Annotated in this window: 16 protein-coding genes; 10 read left to right on the plus strand and 6 right to left on the minus strand. The window is 64.9% G+C overall.

Annotated features, from left to right (window positions below):
* Positions 1–13 precede the first annotated feature (13 nt).
* Entirely contained in the window at positions 14–1,153 is a 1,140-nt protein-coding gene (locus CLU86_RS20105) for an aminotransferase class V-fold PLP-dependent enzyme (RefSeq protein WP_099742847.1), read from the plus strand.
* 19 nt (positions 1,154–1,172) lie between these two features.
* Positions 1,173–2,474, plus strand: coding sequence for a DUF445 domain-containing protein (locus tag CLU86_RS20110; RefSeq protein ID WP_099742848.1), 1,302 nt, complete (start codon positions 1,173–1,175; stop codon positions 2,472–2,474).
* Between the two features lie 84 nt (positions 2,475–2,558).
* Here the strand turns inward: CLU86_RS20110 and CLU86_RS20115 are convergent, their stop codons facing one another.
* The 6 genes from CLU86_RS20115 to CLU86_RS20140 form a co-directional block, all read right to left on the minus strand.
* Entirely contained in the window at positions 2,559–3,284 is a 726-nt protein-coding gene (locus CLU86_RS20115) for an LrgB family protein (RefSeq protein WP_099742849.1), read from the minus strand.
* Positions 3,268–3,627 carry a CidA/LrgA family protein gene (locus CLU86_RS20120; RefSeq protein WP_099742850.1) on the minus strand — a complete coding sequence of 120 codons (360 nt, stop codon included), beginning with the start codon at positions 3,625–3,627 and terminating at the stop codon, positions 3,268–3,270. Before CLU86_RS20120 ends, CLU86_RS20115 begins: the two co-directional genes overlap by 17 nt.
* A 5-nt stretch (positions 3,628–3,632) precedes the next feature.
* Positions 3,633–5,126 carry an FAD-linked oxidase C-terminal domain-containing protein gene (locus CLU86_RS20125; protein WP_099742851.1) on the minus strand — a complete coding sequence of 498 codons (1,494 nt, stop codon included), beginning with the start codon at positions 5,124–5,126 and terminating at the stop codon, positions 3,633–3,635.
* Between the two features lie 160 nt (positions 5,127–5,286).
* Positions 5,287–6,189, minus strand: a complete 903-nt coding sequence (locus CLU86_RS20130) for a LysR substrate-binding domain-containing protein (RefSeq protein WP_099742852.1) — start codon at positions 6,187–6,189, stop codon at positions 5,287–5,289.
* 30 nt (positions 6,190–6,219) lie between these two features.
* Complete coding sequence (gene purU / locus CLU86_RS20135) at positions 6,220–7,068, minus strand: formyltetrahydrofolate deformylase (protein WP_099657646.1); 849 nt, start codon at positions 7,066–7,068, stop codon at positions 6,220–6,222.
* 91 nt (positions 7,069–7,159) lie between these two features.
* Positions 7,160–8,101: a ChaN family lipoprotein gene (locus CLU86_RS20140; RefSeq protein WP_099742853.1), complete on the minus strand. Its 942-nt coding sequence runs from the start codon at positions 8,099–8,101 to the stop codon at positions 7,160–7,162.
* Positions 8,102–8,172: 71 nt separating this feature from the next.
* Here CLU86_RS20140 and CLU86_RS20145 point away from each other — a divergent pair, with 71 nt between their 5' ends.
* The 8 genes from CLU86_RS20145 (at position 8,173) to narI (ending at position 20,793) form a co-directional block, all read left to right on the plus strand.
* Positions 8,173–10,113, plus strand: a complete 1,941-nt coding sequence (locus CLU86_RS20145) for a type IV pili methyl-accepting chemotaxis transducer N-terminal domain-containing protein (protein WP_099742854.1) — start codon at positions 8,173–8,175, stop codon at positions 10,111–10,113.
* A complete protein-coding gene (locus CLU86_RS20150; protein ID WP_099742855.1) occupies positions 10,110–10,811 on the plus strand; it encodes a response regulator in 702 nt (233 codons plus the stop codon). The genes CLU86_RS20145 and CLU86_RS20150 overlap by 4 nt, the downstream gene beginning before the upstream one ends.
* A gap of 415 nt (positions 10,812–11,226) precedes the next feature.
* Positions 11,227–12,516, plus strand: a complete 1,290-nt coding sequence (locus CLU86_RS20155; RefSeq protein ID WP_099742856.1) for a nitrate/nitrite transporter — start codon at positions 11,227–11,229, stop codon at positions 12,514–12,516.
* A 19-nt stretch (positions 12,517–12,535) separates the two neighbouring features.
* On the plus strand, positions 12,536–13,945 hold the full coding sequence (locus CLU86_RS20160; protein WP_099742857.1) for a NarK family nitrate/nitrite MFS transporter: 1,410 nt from the start codon (positions 12,536–12,538) through the stop codon (positions 13,943–13,945).
* A 48-nt stretch (positions 13,946–13,993) separates the two neighbouring features.
* Complete coding sequence (locus CLU86_RS20165) at positions 13,994–17,794, plus strand: nitrate reductase subunit alpha (protein ID WP_099742858.1); 3,801 nt, start codon at positions 13,994–13,996, stop codon at positions 17,792–17,794.
* 23 nt (positions 17,795–17,817) lie between these two features.
* Positions 17,818–19,341 carry a nitrate reductase subunit beta gene (narH, locus tag CLU86_RS20170; RefSeq protein WP_099742859.1) on the plus strand — a complete coding sequence of 508 codons (1,524 nt, stop codon included), beginning with the start codon at positions 17,818–17,820 and terminating at the stop codon, positions 19,339–19,341.
* Between the two features lie 22 nt (positions 19,342–19,363).
* On the plus strand, positions 19,364–20,065 hold the full coding sequence (gene narJ, locus CLU86_RS20175) for a nitrate reductase molybdenum cofactor assembly chaperone (RefSeq protein WP_099742860.1): 702 nt from the start codon (positions 19,364–19,366) through the stop codon (positions 20,063–20,065).
* Positions 20,062–20,793 carry a respiratory nitrate reductase subunit gamma gene (narI, locus tag CLU86_RS20180; protein ID WP_099742861.1) on the plus strand — a complete coding sequence of 244 codons (732 nt, stop codon included), beginning with the start codon at positions 20,062–20,064 and terminating at the stop codon, positions 20,791–20,793. Before narJ ends, narI begins: the two co-directional genes overlap by 4 nt.
* Positions 20,794–20,860 lie beyond the last annotated feature (67 nt).

Here is a 20,860-nt window from a genome sequence, read left to right on the forward strand (position 1 = left end):
ACGGAGAACTTTCATGCCCGGACTGCTGCCCGATATCGACCCCGATGGCTTGCTTGAATTTTCGGTGGTTTACACCGACCGCGCGCTCAACCACATGTCCAAGCGCTTCACCGGCGTGGTGCAGGACATTCTGGGCACGCTCAAAGAGGTCTACCACGCCCACACCGCCGTGCTGGTGCCCGGCAGCGGCACCTTCGGCATGGAAGCCGTGGCCCGCCAGTTCGCGAACCGCGAGAAGGTGCTCATCGTGCGCAACGGCTGGTTCAGCTACCGCTGGACGCAGATTTTTGACGCCGACAAGGGTCTGGGCGGCGGCTCGGTGGTGTGCAAGGCGCGCCAGCAGGGCAGCGGCCCGCAGGCCCCCTTGGCGCCGTGCCCGGCCGACGAAGTCGCAGCCACCATCCGCGCCGAAAAGCCCAAGGTGGTGTTCGCCCCCCATGTGGAGACGGCCAGCGGCATCATCCTGTCCGACGACTACATCCGCACCGTGACGGCTGCGGCCCACGATGTGGGCGCGCTGTTCGTGCTGGACTGCGTGGCGTCGGGCGCCATGTGGGTGGACATGCAGGCCACCGGCGTGGATGTGCTCATCAGCGCGCCGCAAAAGGGCTGGAGCGGCTCGCCCTGCTGCGCCATGGTGATGTTGAGTGAACGCGCGCGCCAGGCCATCGACGGCACCACCAGCAGCAGCTTCTCGTGCGACCTCAAAAAGTGGATGCAGATCGCCGAGGGCTATGAAAAGGGCCAGCACGCGTACCACACCACCATGCCCACCGATGCGCTGGTGCGCCTGTCCGAGGTGATGGCCGAAACCCGCGCCTACGGCTTTGCCAAGGTGCGCGAAGAGCAGATCGAACTGGGCGCCAAGGTGCGTGCGCTGCTTGAATCGCGCGGCTTCCCCAGCGTGGCGGCCGATGGCTTCAAGGCACCCGGCGTGGTGGTGAGCTACACCACCGACCCAGGCATCCAGAACGGCAAGAAGTTCATGGAAGTGGGCCTGCAGACCGCTGCTGGCGTGCCGCTGCAGTGCGACGAAGGCCCGGACTTCAAGACCTTCCGCATCGGTCTGTTTGGCCTGGAGAAGTGGCACAACGTGGACCGCACCGTGGGCCACCTTGCCAAGGCGCTGGACCAGATCGCCGTGGCGGCCTGAGGCGCTGCAGCAAACCTGGATGACCACCGCGCTGGCCCCTGACACCGCAGCGCTGGCCCTGCGCCGCGCCAAGCGGCAAGCGCTGGGCCTGCTGGGGCTGGTGACCGCCGTTTTTATTGCCACCAGCGTGGTCGAGCGGGATTTGCTGCTTAACTGCATCAAAGCCGTGGCGGAGGCCGCCATGGTGGGCGCGCTGGCCGATTGGTTTGCTGTGGTGGCTCTATTCCGCCGCCCGCTGGGTTTGCCCATTCCGCACACCGCGGTCGTCGCGCGCAACCAGGCGCGCATCGGCCGCAACCTGGCCACCTTTGTGCGCGACAAGTTTCTGGACGTGCCCTCACTGGTGGCACTGATCCGCCAGCACGACCCCGCCGAGCGGCTGGCGCAGTGGCTGACGGCGCCGGGCAACGCCGCGCTGCTGGGGCACCAGGCCACGCGTCTGGCCTCGGCCGCGTTGGAGACGGTGCAGGACGCGCAGGTGGAGCGCTTCATCCAGAAGGCGGCGCGCGCGTTGATCGGTCAGGTGGACATGTCGCGCGCCCTGGCGGCGGTGCTCGACACCCTCACGCACAACGGCCGCCACCAGGCGCTGCTGGACGAGGTGCTGGAGAAACTCATCGAATTGCTGCAGAACGAGCCAACCCGTGCCTGGGTGGCGCAGGCCATCGTGGCCTGGCTCAAGAAGGACCACCCGCGCACCGAAAAGTTATTGCCCAGCGATTGGCTGGGCGACAAGGGCTCGGCCCTGCTGGCCCGCGCGCTGGAGAGCGTGATGGCCGATGTCGCAGCCAACCCGCAGCACGCCCTGCGCGCGCAGTTCGATGCGACGGTGCAGCGTTTCATCGAGCGCCTGCGGACCGACCCCGGCTGGGCACGCAAGGGCGAGGAGATCCGCACCTGGCTGCAGACCGATGCCACGGTGGCGGGCTATGTGCAGACCTTGTGGCTGGACCTGCGCGGGGCGCTGCAGCGCGATCTGGCCGATGCCGATTCGGTGCTGGCGCGACAGGTGGGCAAGCTGGGCTTGTGGTTCGGTGAGTCGTTGGCGGGCGATGCAGCGCTGCGGCAGTCGTTCAATGACCGCCTGGAGCGGTGGGTAGAAGGGCTGGCGCCAGATGTGTCGGCCTTCATCGCCCAGCACATTGAAGACACGGTGCGCCGCTGGGACACCGAAGAGATGACGCGGCTGATCGAGCTGAACATTGGCAAGGACCTGCAGTACATCCGCATCAACGGCACCGTGGTCGGCGGGTTGATCGGGTTGGTGTTGTTCGGGGTGTCGCACGCCAGGGAGGTTTGGGCGGCGGTGTCAGGGGGGTGAGGGTGCTATTAAAGGTATAGCTGCTTGCGCAATTAATACGGGCGCTACCGGCCAAAATGGCTTAAAGGTAGGCGGCAAAAACCCTCACAACCACCGAAACACCAACGGCATCAACACCGCCGCCAGCACCACCTGCAGCCCTAACGCCAGCCCCGCATATGCCCCTGCTTCGGCATGCACCTGCAGCGCGTGCGCCGCACCGATGCCGTGCGACGCGGTGCCCAGCGCAAACCCCCGCAGAGCCATGCCCTCCGCATCGCTCGGCAAACGCATCCACCCAAACAGCCAGCGGGCCGACAGCGCACCCACCATGCCCGTCAGTGCGGCAAACACTGCCGCCAGCGCGGGTACGCCGCCGATTTGCGCGGCCACACCCATTGCGACCGGTGCCGTGACGGACTTGGGCGCCAGCGACAGCAGCACATCCCCCGGCAGACCCAGCGCCCAGCCCAGCCCCACGGCGCTGGCCGCTGCGGCGCTGCCACCGGCCAGTGACGCCAGCACCAGGCGAGCCCAGCGCGCGCGCAGCGCTGCACGGCGCTGCCACAGGGGCCAGCCCAGTGCCACCACCGCAGGCCCCAGCAAGAAGTGGATGAACTGCGCACCCGCAAAGTAGGTGGGGTAGGCTGTGCCTGTGGCCAGCATGAGTGTTGCCAGCGCGGCCACCGACAACATCACAGGGTTGGCCCAGGGCGCGTACCCCGCGCGCACCGACAGTGCCTGGGCTAGTACATACACGGACAGGGTTGCCGTCAGCCCAAACAGCGGGGCCGAGGCCAGGTACACCCACAGTTCAACGAAGTTCGGCATGGATCGCCTTGGGTTGCAGCAGGCGCAGCACCAGTGCCGTCACGGCCATGCCGATCCAGGTGGACAGCACGATCACCGCTACGAGCCGCAAGCCGTACTCGCTCAGCAAGGCCAGGTGTGTCATCACCCCCACGCCCACCGGGATGAACAACAGCGACAGGTGGCTGAGCAGGAAGCCCGCAGCCGGGGCCACTGCCGCCTGCACGGGGCCCCAGCGCAAGGCCAACACCAACAGCACCATGCCCACGACGGGGCCAGGCACTGGCAGCTTCAAAAAATGCGAGAGCGCTTCACCCGCTGACTGCATGAGCAGCAGGAAGGCCAAACCTTGCAAGGGTTTCATCGGCTTCAAAAACGCGGCAGCTCGGGGTGTTTGATTTGCCCCCCGCGCACCAGCATCTTCCCGTACTCCGCACACCGGTGCAGCGTCGGAATCACCTTGCCCGGGTTCAGCAGCCCTGCTGGATCGAACGCATGCTTGAGCCCAAACATCTGCGCGTTTTCCTCGCCAGAGAACTGCACGCACATGCTGCTCAGCTTCTCGATGCCTACGCCATGCTCGCCCGTCACTGTGCCGCCCATGGCCACGCTGGTTTCCAGGATGTCGGCGCCAAACAGTTCGCAGCGGCGCAACTGGTCCGGGTCGTTCGCATCGAACAGGATCAGCGGGTGCAGGTTGCCATCGCCCGCGTGGAACACGTTGGCGCAGCGCAGCTGGTATTTCTTTTCCATCTCGGCAATGGCGAGCAGGATGTCGGCCAGGCGCTTGCGCGGAATGGTCGAGTCCATGCACATGTAATCGGGGCTGATGCGGCCGCTGGCGGGGAAGGCGTTCTTGCGACCACTCCAAAAGCGCAGGCGCTCTGCCTCGTCCTGGCTGACGGAGATGGCCGTGGCACCTGCGGCGCGCAGCACCTCGCTCATGCGGCCAACTTCTTCCTCCACCTCTTCGGGCGTGCCGTCGCTCTCGCACAGCAAGATGGCTTCGGCTGTGAGGTCGTAGCCTGCTTGCACAAAGTCTTCCACGGCAGCGGTCATGGGCTTGTCCATCATCTCCAGCCCGGCGGGGATGATGCCGGCCGCGATCACGGCGGCGACGGCGTCGCCCGCTTTGCGCACGTCGTCAAAGCTGGCCATGATGCAACGCGCCAGCTGGGGCTTGGGGATGAGCTTGACCGTCACTTCGGTAGTCACGGCCAGCATGCCTTCGCTGCCGATCACGGCGGCCAGCAAGTCGTAGCCAGGGGTGTCCAGCGCTTCGCTGCCAAATTCGACGGGCTCGCCTTCCACCGTGAAGCCCTTTACCTTGAGCACGTTGTGCACCGTCAGGCCGTATTTCAGGCAGTGCACGCCACCGGAGTTCTCGGCCACGTTGCCGCCGATGGTGCAGGCGATCTGGCTGCTGGGGTCGGGCGCGTAATACAAGCCGTAGGGCGCGGCGGCCTCGCTGATGGCTAGGTTGCGCACGCCGCATTGCACCACCGCCGTGCGGCTTTCGGGGTTCACGCTCAGGATGCGGTTGAACTTGGCCAGCGACAGCGTGACGCCCGTGGCATGTGGCATGGCCCCGCCCGACAGGCCTGTGCCTGCACCGCGCGCCACCACCGGCACCTGCAGCGCGTGGCAGGTTTTCAACACGGCGGCCACTTGCTTGTACGTTTCGGGCAGGCACACCACTAGGGGGCGCTGTCGGTAGGCGGTCAGGCCATCGCACTCGTAGGGGGTGGTGTCTTCGCTGTGCCAGAGCAGCGCGTGCTGTGGAACCACAGCAGAAAGGGCCTGCACCACGCGGTGCTGCAGGGCCTTGCGCTCGGCAGGAGAGGGATGGGGTGTTTCGGTCATCACCTGAGCACTGTAATGCTCCTATGCCTGTCTGGGGTTGGGGCAGTGTTTGAAGTTTTCTCACGCTCTCTGTGAGTAAAGGCGTCGCAAGCTTCTTTGCCCGCAAACCTTCTGGTTCCTGGAGGTATTCGTAAGCTCTCGCCAAAAGGTCGTTGTCAGCCTACAGCGTCGCCTTGAGCCACTGCGCAAAGGCGGCGCATTCCCAGCGCTCCATGGCGCCGGCGCGCCAGCACAGGTAGTGGGCGTGGGGGCTGTGGGCGTCGATGGGAAACAGCCGCACCAGCGTGCCATGCTCCAGCCAGGGCGCGCCCAGTTTCAGGCGCACCAGGGCCACGCCCATGCCGGCTGCGGCGGCATCGCACATGAGTCCAATGTCGTTGAATTGCGAGCCCTCGTTGGGCTCGGCCCAGTCAAGCTGGCTCACGGCAAACCAGGTACGCCAGGGCTCCAGGGGGCTGCGTAGCAGGGGCAGACCTTCCAGGTCTTCTGGGCGTTCAAACGGGCCGTGTTCGCGCACGAATGTGGGGGACGCCAAGGGCGTCACCACATCCCGCGCCAGCTCGACATGCTCCACGTCGGCGTAGTGGCCGGGGCCAAAGCGCACCATCAGGTCGGCATCCTCGGCCACCACATCCAGCAGCGGGATGGAGACCTGCAGGGCCAGGTCGATTTCCGGGTAGGCCTCGGTGAACTGCCGCAGGCGTGGGATGAGAATGGTGCGTGCAAAGGTGGGTGTCACGGCCAGCTTCAGGCGCCTGCGCCCGGGGGCTGTGGCTTCACCTGGAAAACGCTGTAGTGCCCCCAGCCCTTCGCGCACATGGGCCAGGTAGGCGCTGCCCTCGGTGGTGAGCGAAAAGTCCGCCCGCCCAAACAGCCGCACACCCAGCATCTGCTCCAGCTGCTTGACGCGGTGGCTCACGGCGCTGGGCGTGACGCACAGCTCGTCGGCGGTCTGCGTCACGCTGCGCAGCCGAGCCAGGGCCTCAAACGTCAGCAGGCACTGGATGGGTGGAATGCGCCTTGCGGCGCTGTTGAGCAAGGAGGCCGCAGCGGTGGTAGCCACTTCAATGCACCCATCAAGCCCGCAAAGGCTTTATCGGAACACCACCGTCTTGTGGCCGTTGAGCAGCACGCGGTGCTCGCTGTGCCACTTCACGGCGCGTGCCAGCACCTGGCTTTCGGTGTCGCGGCCGCGCGATGTGAGGTCTTCCACGGTGTCGGTGTGGTCGGCGCGGGCCACGTCCTGCTCGATGATGGGGCCTTCGTCCAGGTCGGCCGTCACATAGTGGGCCGTGGCGCCAATCAGCTTCACACCCCGGTCATGGGCTTGGTAGTAAGGCTTGGCACCCTTGAAACTGGGCAGGAAGCTGTGGTGGATGTTGATGGCGCGGCCCGCCAGTTTGCGGCACAGGTCATCGCTGAGCACCTGCATGTAGCGCGCCAGCACCACCAGCTCAGCGCCTTCGGCTTCGATGATCTCGAATTGCTTGGCTTCGGCCTGGGCCTTGGTGGCTGCTGTGACGGGAATGTGGTGGAACGGCACGTTGTAGCTGGCCGCCAATTGATAGAACTCGCGGTGGTTGCTGATGATGGCGCGGATGTCCACCGGCAGCAGGCCGGACTTCCAGCGGAACAGCAGGTCGTTGAGGCAATGGCCTTCTTTGCTGACCAGCAGCACGGTCTTCATGGGCTCGGCCGTGGTGTGCAGGCTCCAGCGCATCTCGAAGGGCTCGGCAAAGGTGGCCAGGCGCGCCTTCAGTGTGGCGTGGTCATGCTGGTCGCAGGCGAACTGCACGCGCATGAAAAACAGGCCCGTGGCGTTGTCGTTGTACTGGGCAGCTTCTTCAATGTTGCCGCCGTGCTCCATCAGAAAACCGGAGACAGCGTGCACCAGCCCCAGTCGGTCGGGGCAAGACAGGGTGAGGATATAGGCTTGGGTCATAGGCGCCACATTGTCGCAGCACCGGGGGCGGCTTGGCGCCGCGGGGCTACTTGTGGCGGGTTCTTGGGCCTGGGCGTGGGGCCCAGAGCGCTTATTCCAGTTGCTTGCGCAATGCTTCGCAGTGGTCGGGCGCGTCCCGCCAGTGCGATGTCCACACCAGGTCTGCGTCGGCCGGAACGAGGCGGCCCACGGCATCGGCAGTGGCCTGTTCGCTTGGCGGGGACTTGTCTGCCGGAGTGTCGCTGGGCGCTCCGGCAGTGGCTGGGGCCTTTTGCTGCAGCGCTACCACGATGCGAACGGTCAGGTCTTTGGGCAAATGCACGGGCACCCCAGCGGTGCGCAGCGTGTGGCCTGCGCCAGTGATCAGCAAGGCGGTGGTACCTGGGCTACGGTGGGCTTCTGCCAGGGTTTGGGCCATGGCCTTGTCGCGCGCGATCTGGATGCGTGCCATGCCCGGTACCTGGGCTTGTGCCAGCAGGTGGCAATGCCCCTCGCGGATGGCTTCGCGCTGCCGCTCCAGGGCTTCGGGGCGCAAGGCCTGGTCCAGGCCCTGGTCGCGCATGGCGCTGCGGGCCTGGGTGCGCGGCAGATTGCCCCCCAGCACGGGCACACCTGCGCGCACGGCTTCCATGATGGCGGGGCTGTACTGCGCCCAGGGCCAAGCCGCCTCTTGCCACTGCAGTGCGCTTTGTACCTGGGCTGGTGTGGCTGATGTGGGCAGTGCGGCTGTGCTGGTGCCGCGTTCGGCCATTTCCAGCACCACCGCGCCCAGCTGGTTGCGGATGGCCAGCCATTTCACGGCTTCGTGCTGCATGCGCTGGTGCTCCGGGTCGTCATGCTGCTCGCCCAGGAGCAGCACATCGGCAGGCAGCACGGTGCGCAGCACCAGGGGCCATTGCGTGCCGGTGGCGCTGGGGGGGCGGTGGGCGCAGCCTGCCAAAGCGGCACCTATCACCACGGCACCCAGGGCGCGGCGCAGCAGAGGGCGGGCAGACGAAGAATGGGGGCGTGAGCGGGAAAACAGTGAACGCATGCGCAAATGCTACGCGGTTGTTTCTTGACTTGGGTCAAGAGTCCCCAAGGGGGCATGTTTACACTGCGGCGATGCGAACCTCTCCATCCTTGACCGCAAAGCTGCTGGCGCTGGGGGCCGGCTTCTTGCTGGTGGCCCTGGGCTCCATAGGCCTGACCCTGTGGGTGACCTGGAAGCTGGAGGGCGGGGCCGCTGCGGTGAACGAGGCGGGGCGCCTGCGCATGAACATGCTGCGCATGGTGCTGGTGCTGCAGACGGAACCCGTGCAAGCCGTGCAACAGCGCGCCAAAGAGTTTGACGCCAGCCTGGAGCTGCTGCGCACCGGTGACCCGGCCCGCCCTTTGTTTGTGCCCTGGGGCGACGAGACGCGCCCCCGGTTTGAGGCCATCCGCGCGGAATGGACCGCCCTGCACCGCCAGTGGACGCAGGAGCCCCGCCCGGACCGGGTGCAGGCGCTGGCGCAGGCCGACCACTTTGTGGAGCAGGTGGACCAGTTTGTGGAGACCATCGAGGTGCAGATTGCCGGGTGGACGGCCGCGCTGCACCTGTTTCAGCTGTGCATGATGGCGCTGGCGATTGCGGCGGCCGTGACTTTCATGGCGGTGAGTTACCTGCTGGTGATCAACCCGGTAGCGCGGCTGCAAAATGCCCAAGCCCGCTTGCGCCAGGGCGACTTGGGCACCCGGCTGCCCATCGAGACTGATGACGAGTTTGGCCAGCTGTCTGCGGGGTTCAACCTCATGGCCCACGCGTTGCAGGCCTCGCATGAGGGGCTGGAGCAAAAAGTGCAGGAGAAGACCGCCAGCATTGCCGTGCAAAACCAGCGGCTGGCGGCGCTCTACGAGGTCAGCGGACTGGCCTCGGATGCGGGCAGCCTGCAGGCGTTGGCCAACGGCTTTGTGCGCCAGATCCGGCGCGTGGCCGGGGCCGATGCGGTGGCCGTGCGCTGGTCGGACGAAGCCAACGAGCGCTATGTGCTGCTGGCCAACGATGGGCTGCCCAAAGCCATGGCCGAGCAAGAGCACTGCCTGCACACTGGCGCTTGCCACTGCGGCCAGCCGCAGGAAAAAGCGCGCACCCGCGTCATCCCCATCACGCCCACATCGGCCGTCGCTTTGCCCCACTGCCGCGAGGCCGGGTTTGAGACCATGGTCACCATCCCCGTGCAAATGCAGCAGCGTGTCCTGGGCGAGGTGGACCTGTTCTTTCGCTCCCCTGTGGTGCTGAACGACGAGCTGCGCGAACTGCTGGAGGCCATGACGCGCCACCTGGCCAGCGCCATGGAAGGCCTGCGTGCCACGGCCCTGGAGCGCGAGGCCGCCGTGGCGCAAGAGCGCAGCATGATTGCGCGCGAACTGCACGACTCCATCGCCCAGTCGCTGGCGTTCCTGAAAATCCAGACCCAGCTGCTGCGCGATGCGGTGACCAAGGGTGACACCGCCAAGCGCGACCGCAGCATTGACGAGCTGGATGTGGGTGTGCGCGAGTGCTACAGCGATGTGCGCGAGTTGCTGGTGCACTTTCGCACCCGCACCAGCGAGGAAGACATCGAAACCGCGCTGCGCGCCACGCTGTCCAAGTTTGAGCACCAGACGGGCATGGCCGCCACGCTCGCCATGTCGGGCCACGGCCTGCCGCTGCCGCCCGATGTGCAGATCCAGGTGCTGCACATGGTGCAGGAAGCCTTGTCCAACGTGCGCAAGCATGCCAACGCCAGCCGGGTGGCGTTGCGCGTGGAGCGCCACCCCCGTTGGCGCTTTGAAGTGCAGGACGACGGCATCGGCTTTGAAGCCGCGCAGGTGCCGCCCGATTCGGTGCATGTGGGGCTTGGCATCATGCGCGAGCGCGCACAGCGCATCGGTGCCGTGGTGCAAGTACATTCACAGGCAGGCCAGGGCACGCGCGTGTGCATTGAGCTGCCCAGCAGCCCGCGCCCACCGGCCCCAGCGGCGACGCCTGCCCCGGCGCCGGTGCCCGCTGCTCCCGTTGTACACCAGGAACTTTTGACGTGACCCTTGCCGCTGCTGTCCGCCCCTTGACCCTGCTTGTGGTGGACGACCACACCCTGTTTCGCCGGGGCCTGATCGCCTTGTTGGGGCAGGATGCGGGGCTGGAGGTGGTGGGGGAAGCGGGCGATGCGGCCGAAGCCCTGCGCCTGGTGCCACGCCTGCAGCCCGACGTGATCCTGCTGGACAACCACTTGCCTGGCGTGATGGGCGTGGACGCCATTCGCGGCCTGCGCGAGGTGTCTCCACACTCGCGGGTGCTCATGCTCACCGTCAGCGAGGATTCGCAGGACCTCGCCGCCGCCCTGCGCAACGGCGCGCAAGGCTATCTGCTCAAGACCATCGATGGCGACCTGCTGGCCCAGGCCATCCGCCGCGCGGCGCGCGGCGAGCCCGTGGTCAGTCCTGAGCTCATGGGCAAGCTGGTGGCTGCGTTTCAGGCCCAGGGCGGCCCGCCCGAGCCCGTGCCTGCGGGGGTTGTGGCCGCGCCAGCCCCTGAAGACGAGGTGTCTCCGCTGTCACCGCGCGAAGAAGACGTGCTGCGTGAAATTGCTCGCGGCCTGAGCAACAAAGAGATCGCCCGCACACTCGATATTGCCGAGACCACCGTCAAGATCCATGTGCAACACATCCTGCGCAAACTGGGGCTCACCTCGCGCGTGCAGGCCGCGGTCTACGCGTCAGACCGTCAGCGCATCGAATAGCTCTGGGGCCATCGGCCCCATGCCGCCACGCAGCTCGCAGCGGGTGTGCCGCTCAGTGCGGGCCGATCTGCTGGACCTCTCCCTCCAAGATTTGAATGCTCTCAAAATGAGAGCTGTTTGCGCTTGTTTTACGGGCGATGGAAGCTACTTCTTATTGAAGAGTGGCGCCTCATAGGCGTGAGGTGCTCCTGAATTTGCAGTGTCTTGATGTTGTCAAGATAGTTCGCTATAAACCGCCCTGTTGATCTTCCGTGTGCTTCGCGGCTGCTCTTGCCAAAGGCCATAGTTCTTTCGAACGATGGTGCTCCCCGTGTGACTACTCCCTCTGCCGTGCCAGACACGTTCTAGCGAAGGATGGGCAAGCTCCCCGATAAGAGGGACGATGCCTGTCATCCAATACGAGAGGACTAGCGCCATGGCACAAACCACTTTGCCCTCGGGCAACAGCCCACAGCGCACCCGTCAGGCTTGGTCGGTACTGATCGTCAGTACTTTCGCCTTCACGGTCTGCTTTATGGTCTGGATGATGTTCGGCGTCATCGGGATCCCCATCAAAAAGATGCTCAACCTGAACTCCACGCAGTTCGGGTTGCTCATGTCCATGCCCGTGCTTACGGGCTCGCTGGTGCGGGTGCCGCTGGGCATCTGGACCGACAAGTTCGGCGGCCGCATCGTGATGGCCGCTGTGATGGCCACCACCGTGCCTGCCATCTGGATGATGAGCTACGCCACCGAATACTGGCACTTCCTCACCATCGGCCTGTTCGTGGGTTTGGCGGGGGGCTCGTTCTCGGTGGGCACGCCGTATGTGGCGCGCTGGTTCCCTAGGGAGCGTCAGGGCACAGCCATGGGCGTGTACGGCGCAGGCAACTCGGGTGCGGCCGTCAACAAGTTCGTGGCGCCTGTGATCCTGGTGGCCTTTGGCTGGACCATGGTGCCGCAGGTGTACGCCGCGATCATGCTGGGCACGCTGGTGCTGTTCTGGTTCTTTAGCCACAGCGATCCTTCCCACCTGGTGGCCAGCAACGTCAAGTTCACCGACCAGCTCAAGGCGCTCAAGGACCCCAAGGTGCTCAAGTACTGCCAGTACTACAGCATCGTGTTCGGCGGCTACGTGGCGCTGTCGCTGTGGATGGTGCAGTACTACGTGGGCGAGTTCGGCCTGGACATCCGCGTCGCTGCCCTGCTCGCTGCCTGCTTCTCGCTGCCTGGCGGTGTGCTGCGCGCCATCGGCGGCGTGCTGTCTGACAAGTACGGCGCCCACAGCGTGACCTGGTGGGTGATGTGGGTGAGCTGGATCTGCCTGTTCCTGCTGAGCTATCCGCAGACCGACTTCACCATCCTCACCGTCAACGGCGCCAAGACCTTCCACCTGGGCCTGAACGTGTATGTCTTCACCGGCCTCATGTTCCTGCTGGGCATCTGCTGGGCCTTTGGTAAGGCCAGCGTCTTCAAGTACATCAGCAACGACTACCCCCAGAACATCGGAACGATCAGCGGCATCGTCGGGCTGGCTGGCGGCATGGGTGGCTTCATCCTGCCCATTCTGTTTGGCCTGCTGATGGACCTCACCGGCATCCGCTCCAGCGCCTTCATGTTGATGTACGGCGTGGTGTGGGTCTCGCTCATCTGGATGTACTTCACCGAAGTGCGCAACACCCGCGTCATGGGTGCACAAGGTACCGCCCCAGCCGGTAACCGCTGATTTTTCTAGGAACCTCACCATGTCTGCCACCACCACCAGCGGGCGCCAGGGGCGTCTGCTCACCCTCTGGACACCAGAGGACAAGAATTTCTGGGAGCGCGAAGGCGAAGCCGTCGCCAAGCTCAACCTGTGGATCTCGGTGCCCGCGCTGTTTCTGGCCTTTGCCATCTGGCAGGTCTGGAGCGTGGTCGCTGTGAGCCTGCCGGGCCTCGGGTTCAAGTATTCGACCAACCAGCTGTTCTGGCTGGCCGCAGCGCCAGCGCTCTCGGGCGCCACGCTGCGCATCTTCTATTCGTTCATGGTGCCGCTGGTCGGTGGCCGCCGCTGGACGGCGATCTCCACCGCCTCGCTGCTGATCCCCGCCATCGGCATCGGCTTTGCGGTGCAGGACAACACCACGGCCTACCCCACCATGCTCATCCTGGCGCTGCTGTGCGGCTTGGGCGGCGGCAACTTCAGCTCCAGCATGGCCAACATCAGCTTCTTCTTTCCGAAGGAACGCAAGGGCTCGGCGCTGGGCGTGAATGCCGGCCTGGGCAACCTGGGCGTGTCGGTGGTGCAGTTCCTGAGCCCGCTGGTCGTCACAGCCGGCATCTTCGGCATCTTTGGTGGCGAAGGCCAGACCATCGTGAAGAATGGCCAGACCGTGCAGGTCTGGACGCAAAACGCGGCCTTCATCTGGGTGCCATGGATTGCCGTCACGGCCCTGGCCGCATGGTTCGGCATGAACGACATTGCCGACGCCCGCGCCTCGTTTGCTGCGCAGGCCGCCATCTTCCGCCGCAAGCACAACTGGCTGATGTGCGTGCTGTACCTGGGCACCTTCGGCTCGTTCATCGGCTATGCAGCAGGCTTCCCGCTGCTCATCAAGAGCCAGTTTCCCAACATCAACCCACTGGCCTACGCCTGGTTGGGCCCGCTGGTGGGCGCTGTGATCCGCCCCTTTGGCGGCTGGCTGGCCGACAAGCTCGGCGGCGCGCGCGTCACGCTGTGGAACTTCATCGTCATGGCCATCGCCGTGATGGGCGTCACGGTGTTCCTGCCCTCCGCAGGCAACGAAGGGCAGTTCTCTGGCTTCTTCGTGTGCTTCCTGGTGCTGTTCCTCACCACCGGCATTGGCAACGGTTCCACCTTCCGCATGATCCCTGTGATCTTCCTGACCGAGGCCCTGCGCGGCGTAGACAAGCACGACCCTGCTGCCGTGGCCCAGGCCAACAAGGAAGGCAACACCCTGGGCGCCGCCACGCTCGGCTTCACGGCCGCCATGGCTGCCTACGGCGGGTTCTTCATTCCCAAGAGCTATGGCAGCTCCATCGCCCTGACGGGCACCCCCAATGCCGCGCTGTGGTGCTTTGCAGTCTTCTATGCCGTCTGCATCGTCGTCACTTGGTGGTACTACGCGCGCAAGAACGCCGAGATGCCTTGCTGATGGCCGCCTGAGCTGTCCGCACACCCCCTATAGAACAAGGAGCCCCCGATGAGCCATTTTCTGGATCGCCTCACGTACTTCTCGCAGCCCCGCGAGACCTTCGCCCAAGGCCACGGCGAAACCAACGGCGAAGACCGTACCTGGGAAGACGCCTACCGCGACCGTTGGGCGCACGACAAGATCGTGCGCTCCACCCACGGCGTGAACTGCACGGGCTCCTGCTCGTGGAAGATTTACGTCAAGGGCGGCATCGTGACCTGGGAAACCCAGCAGACCGACTACCCCCGCACCCGTCCCGACCTGCCCAACCACGAACCCCGTGGCTGCGCACGCGGCGCCAGCTACAGCTGGTACCTGTACAGCGCCAACCGCGTGAAGTACCCCATGGTGCGCGGCCGCCTGCTCAAACACTGGCGCGCCGCCATTGCCCTGGCCAAGAGCCCCGTGGACGCCTGGGCCAGCATTGTCGAAAACGATGCCTCCAAGCGCGAATGGCAAAAGCAGCGCGGCCTGGGCGGCTTTGTGCGCAGCACCTGGGACGAAGTCAACCAGATGATCGCTGCGGCCAATGTCTACACGATCAAGAAGCACGGCCCTGACCGCATCATCGGCTTCTCGCCCATCCCAGCGATGTCGATGATTTCGTATGCCGCAGGCTCACGCTACCTGAGCCTGATCGGTGGCGTGTGCATGAGCTTCTACGACTGGTACTGCGACCTGCCTCCCTCCAGCCCGCAGGTGTGGGGCGAGCAGACCGACGTGCCCGAGTCGGCCGACTGGTACAACAGCTCGTACATCATTGCCTGGGGCTCCAACGTGCCCCAGACACGCACGCCCGATGCCCACTTCTTGACCGAGGTGCGCTACAAGGGCACCAAGGTCGTGTCCATCACGCCCGACTACTCCGAAGTGGCCAAGCTGGGCGATCTGTGGATGCACCCCAAGCAGGGCACCGACGCTGCCGTGGCCATGGCCATGGGCCACGTGATCCTGAAAGAGTTTTACTTCAAGGACGGTGGCAAGGGCCGCAGCACTTACTTCGACGACTACGCACGCCGCTACACCGACCTGCCGCTCTTGGTGGTGCTCAAGGAAAAGACGCTGCCCGATGGCAGCAAGGCCATGGTGCCCGACCGCTATGTGCGTGCCAGCGATTTCCCAGGCCAGCTTGACCAGTCGAACAACCCCGACTGGAAGACCGTGGGCTACGACGAACTGGGCCAAGTCACGCTGCCCAACGGCTCCATTGGTTTTCGCTGGGGCGCCGATGGCCGCGCCGACCAGGGCCTGTGGAACCTGGAGAACAAGGAAGCCCGCACGGGCAACACCGTCAAGCTCAAGCTGTCGGTGATCGAAGACGGCGCACAGACGCACGAAGTGGCCAAGGTGGCCTTCCCGTACTTCGGCGGCGTGCAGTCGCCCAACTTCACGGCCAACGAACAAGGCAGCGACGTGATGGTGCGCCCCGTGCCCGTGACGCACCTGGAGCTGTCCGGCCACGAAGCCCAAGGCCGCGTGATGGTCGCCACCGTGTTCGACCTGCTGGCCGCCAACTACGGCATCGACCGGGGCCTGCCCGGTGAAGAGCCCGGCGGCAGCTACGACGCCGACCGCCCTTACACCCCTGCCTGGCAGGAAAAGATCACGGGCGTGCCGCGCGACCAGATCATCACCGTGGCGCGCCAGTTCGCCGACAACGCCGACAAGACGCATGGCAAATCCATGGTGATCATCGGCGCGGCGATGAACCACTGGTACCACTGCGACATGAACTACCGCGGCATCATCAACATGCTGATGCTGTGCGGCTGTATTGGCCAGAGCGGTGGCGGCTGGGCCCACTATGTGGGCCAGGAAAAGCTGCGGCCCCAGACCGGCTGGACCGCTCTGGCCTTTGCGCTGGACTGGATCCGCCCCCCCCGCCAGATGAACAGCACGAGCTTCTTCTACGCCCACACCGACCAGTGGCGCTACGAGAAGCTGGGCATGGAAGAAATCCTCTCGCCCCTGGCCGACGCCAGCGCCTACCACGGCGCCCAGATCGACTACAACGTGCGCGCCGAGCGCATGGGCTGGCTGCCTTCGGCGCCCCAGCTCAAGACCAACCCGATGCAGGTGGCCAAGGATGCTGCGGCGAAGGGCATGGACGCCAAAGACTACGTGGTGGAGTCGCTCAAGAACGGCAGCCTCACGATGAGCTGCGAGGACCCGGACCATCCCGACAACTGGCCGCGCAACATGTTCGTGTGGCGCTCCAACATCCTGGGCTCGTCGGGCAAGGGGCATGAATACTTCCTCAAGCACCTGCTGGGCACCACCCACGGCGTGCAGGGCAAGGACCTGGGCAAGGACGAGGCCAAGCCCGAGGAAGTGCAGTGGCACGCCAATGCGCCCGAAGGCAAGCTGGACCTGTTGGTCACGCTCGACTTCCGCATGAGCACCACCTGCCTGTACTCCGACATCGTGTTGCCCACGGCCACCTGGTATGAGAAGAACGACCTCAACACCAGCGACATGCACCCCTTCATCCATCCGTTGTCCACAGCGGTGGACCCTGCCTGGCAGGCCAAGAGCGACTGGGAGATCTACAAGGGTTTCGCCAAGGCCGTGAGCGAGGTCAGCGTGGGCCACCTGGGCGTCGAGAAAGACGTGGTGCTCACGCCCATCATGCACGACACCCCCGGTGAAATGGCCCAGCCTTATGGCGTGCGCGACTGGAAGAAGGGCGAGTGCGAACTCATCCCCGGCAAGACAGCGCCACAGGTCACGGTGGTTGAGCGCGACTACCCCAACCTGTACAAGCGCTTCACCGCCCTGGGCCCCTTGATGGACAAGGCGGGCAACGGCGGCAAGGGCATCGGCTGGAACACGCAGACGGAAGTCGGCCAGCTGGGCGACCTGAACGGCCGCGTGAAGGAAGAGGGCGTGACGCAGGGCATGCCCCGCATCGTGACCGACATCGACGCCACCGAAGTGGTGATGATGCTGGCGCCTGAGACCAACGGCCATGTGGCCTGCAAGGCTTGGGAGGCCTTGGGCAAGCAGACCGGGCGCGACCACGTGCACCTGGCGCTGCACCGCGAGGACGAGAAGATCCGCTTCCGCGACATCCAGGCGCAGCCGCGCAAGATCATCAGCTCGCCCACCTGGTCGGGCCTGGAAAGCGAGAAGGTCAGCTACAACGCGGGCTACACCAACGTGCACGAGTACATCCCATGGCGCACCCTCACGGGCCGCCAGCAGTTCTACCAGGACCACCCGTGGATGCGTGACTTCGGCGAAGGCTTTGTGAGCTACCGCCCACCGGTGCACCTGAAGACGCTGCACGAAGTCGAAGGCAAGAAGCCCAACGGCAACAAAGAGATCCAGCTGAACTTCATCACGCCGCACCAGAAGTGGGGCATCCACAGCACGTACAGCGACAACCTGATGATGCTTACCCTGAATCGGGGCGGCTCGGTGGTGTGGCTGAGCGAAGACGACGCCAAGGTTGCTGGCATCGTGGACAACGACTGGGTCGAGCTCTTCAACTCCAACGGCGCCATTGCGGCCCGCGCGGTGGTGAGCCAGCGTGTGAACCCCGGCATGGTGATGATGTATCACTCGCAAGAGAAGATCATCAACACCCCCGGCTCCGAGATCACCGGCACCCGTGGCGGTATCCACAACTCGGTCACGCGCATCGTGCTCAAGCCCACCCACATGATTGGTGGCTACGCACAGTACAGCTACGGCTTCAACTACTACGGAACCATCGGCACCAACCGCGACGAGTTCGTGCTGGTGCGCAAGATGGACCGTGTGGACTGGCTCGACGACGAAGCCCCCGCATCGGCCCACCACGCCTGAAGCCGAAGACAAGGAGAAACACGATGAAAATTCGCGCACAAATCGGCATGGTGCTGAACCTGGACAAGTGCATTGGTTGCCACACCTGTTCCGTCACCTGCAAGAACGTCTGGACCAGCCGCCCCGGGGTGGAATACGCCTGGTTCAACAACGTCGAAACCAAGCCCGGCATCGGCTACCCCAAGGAATGGGAAAACCAGGACCGCTGGAACGGTGGCTGGGTACGCAACCCCGACGGCTCCATCGCGCCCCGCCAGGGCGGCAAGTGGAAGCTGCTCATGCGCATCTTTGCCAACCCCAACCTGCCGCAGATCGACGACTACTACGAGCCCTTCACGTTCGACTACGACCACCTGCAGTCCGCCCCTGAAACTAAGGCCGCACCCACGGCGCGTCCACGCAGCCTGATCACCGGCAAGCGCATGGAGAAGATCGAGTGGGGCCCGAACTGGGAAGAAATCCTGGGCGGCGAGTTCAGCAAGCGCAGCAAGGACAAGAACTTCGACGATGTGCAAAAGGACATCTACGGCCAGTTCGAAAACACCTTCATGATGTACCTGCCGCGCCTGTGCGAGCACTGCCTGAACCCGGCGTGCGTGGCATCGTGCCCCAGCGGCTCGATCTACAAGCGCGAGGAAGATGGCATCGTGCTGATCGACCAGGACAAGTGCCGTGGCTGGCGCATGTGCGTCTCGGGCTGCCCCTACAAGAAGATCTACTACAACTGGCAATCAGGCAAGGCCGAGAAGTGCATCTTCTGCTACCCCCGCATCGAAGCGGGCCAGCCGACCGTGTGCTCGGAAACCTGCGTGGGCCGTATCCGCTACCTGGGTGTGCTGCTGTATGACGCAGACCGCATCCAGGAAGCCGCCAGCGTGGAGCGCGACCGCGACCTGTACCAGGCCCAGCTCGACATCTTCCTGGACCCGAACGACCCGGACGTGATCAAGCAAGCCCGCATCGACGGCATCCCGGACAGCTGGATGGACGCTGCCCGCAACAGCCCGGTCTACAAGATGGCCGTGCAATGGAAGGTGGCCTTGCCGCTGCACCCTGAGTACCGCACGCTGCCCATGGTCTGGTATGTGCCTCCGCTCTCGCCCATCACGGCTGCCGCCAACGCAGGCCATGTGGGCGTGAATGGTGACATCCCCGATGTGTCGCAACTGCGCATCCCCGTGCAGTACCTGGCCAACCTGCTCACCGCCGGTGATACCGGCCCCGTGGTGCGGGCGCTGGAGCGCATGCTGGCCATGCGCACCTACCAGCGCGACAAGCATGTGGAGCAGCGCCAGAACCTGGCCGTGCTCAAGCAGGCTGGCCTGTCGATGGCCGAGGTGGAGGAGATGTACCACGTGATGGCGATTGCCAATTACGAGGACCGCTTCGTCATCCCATCGGCCCACCGCGAGTACGCCGAGAACGCGTTCGACATCCGTGGCGGCTGCGGCTTCTCGTTTGGCAACGGCTGCTCGGACGGCGCCAGCGAGGTCAGCATGTTCGGTGGCAAGAAGCCCCGCACGATCCCGATCAAGGCTACGGTCTGATCGCACACAGGAAGGAATCACCATGTTCAAGAAGAACCCGACCTCTGTGCGCCTGACCCTGCGCGCCCTGGGCTACCTGCTGAGCTACCCCGATGCGCAGCTGCGCAGCGTGATGCCGCAGCTCATCGACGCGCTGCAGGTAGAGCAGGCCCTGACCACCGAACGCATGGCCGAGCTCGAAGCCGTGTGCCAGCACCTTGCAGCACTCGACCCGCTGGAAGCCGAAGCCCGCTACGTGGACAACTTCGACCGGGGCCGCCAGACCTCTCTGCACCTGTTCGAGCATGTGCACGGCGACTCGCGCGACCGCGGCCCGGCGCTCATCGACCTGATGCAGACCTATGAAAAGGCTGGCCTGCAATTCCAGGCCGACGAGCTGCCCGACCACCTGCCGGTGGTGCTGGAGTTCGCCTCCACCCAGCCGCCCGAAGTGGCCAAGGAGTTCCTGGGCGAAATGGCCCACATCCTCAATGCACTGTTCAGCGCACTGGTCGCGCGCAACAGCCCCTACGCCAGCGTGATCGCAGCCGTGCTCGAAGTGTCGGGCCAGCGTGTGCAGTCGGTGGCGCTCACCCCCGAGCCCGAGATGGACGAGGTGTGGGCCGAGCCCGAAGCGTTTGGGGGTTGCAGCACCCAGGGCCAGGCCAAGCCTGACCAGCCGCAGCCCATGCATTTTGTTCGTACCCCCCGCGCCGAGCGGGCACCAGAAGGAGTCTCAGCATGACCACCTGGCTCGATACCCTGTTGTTTGGCATCTATCCCTACATGTGCCTGGCCGTTTTCTTCATTGGCAGCTGGGCGCGGTTTGACCGCGACCAGTACACCTGGAAGAGCGACTCGTCGCAGCTGCTGCGCACCGGCAGCCTGCGCTGGGGCAGCAACCTGTTCCACATCGGCGTGCTGTTCCTGTTCTTCGGCCATACCGTGGGCATGCTCACGCCGCACTTTCTGTATGAGCATTTCATGAGTGCGGGTGCAAAGCAGCTCATGGCCATGGTCTCCGGGGGGATTGCGGGCACGCTGGGCTTCATCGGCCTGTCCATCCTGCTGCATCGCCGCCTGTCGGATGAGCGCATCCGCGCCACGTCCAAGGTCAGCGACATCCTGATTCTGGTGCTGCTGTGGTTGCAACTGGCGCTGGGCCTGGCCACCATCCCTCTGTCCGCGCAGCATCTGGACGGATCCATGATGATGAAGCTGGCCGAGTGGGGCCAGCGCGTGGTGACCTTCCGCAGTGGGGGGGTGGAGCTGCTGGCCGAAGCCGGTTGGATCTTCAAGGCCCACATGTTCCTGGGCATGAGCATCTTCCTGATCTTCCCGTTCACCCGCCTGGTGCACGTGTGGAGCGGTTTTGGCACGCTGGCCTATGTGCTGCGTCCCTACCAGGTGGTGCGTGCGCGCCGCCTGAACCTGCCCGCAGGCCACATGCAGTCGCAAGACCGCCGTGCCTGAAACCCACCCATCCAAGGAGTACACCATGAGCGGATGTGGAACCGGGAGCTGCGGCTGCAGCTCCACC

The organism is Acidovorax sp. 62, assembly GCF_002754495.1.
Classification (GTDB): Bacteria; Pseudomonadota; Gammaproteobacteria; order Burkholderiales; family Burkholderiaceae_C; genus Acidovorax.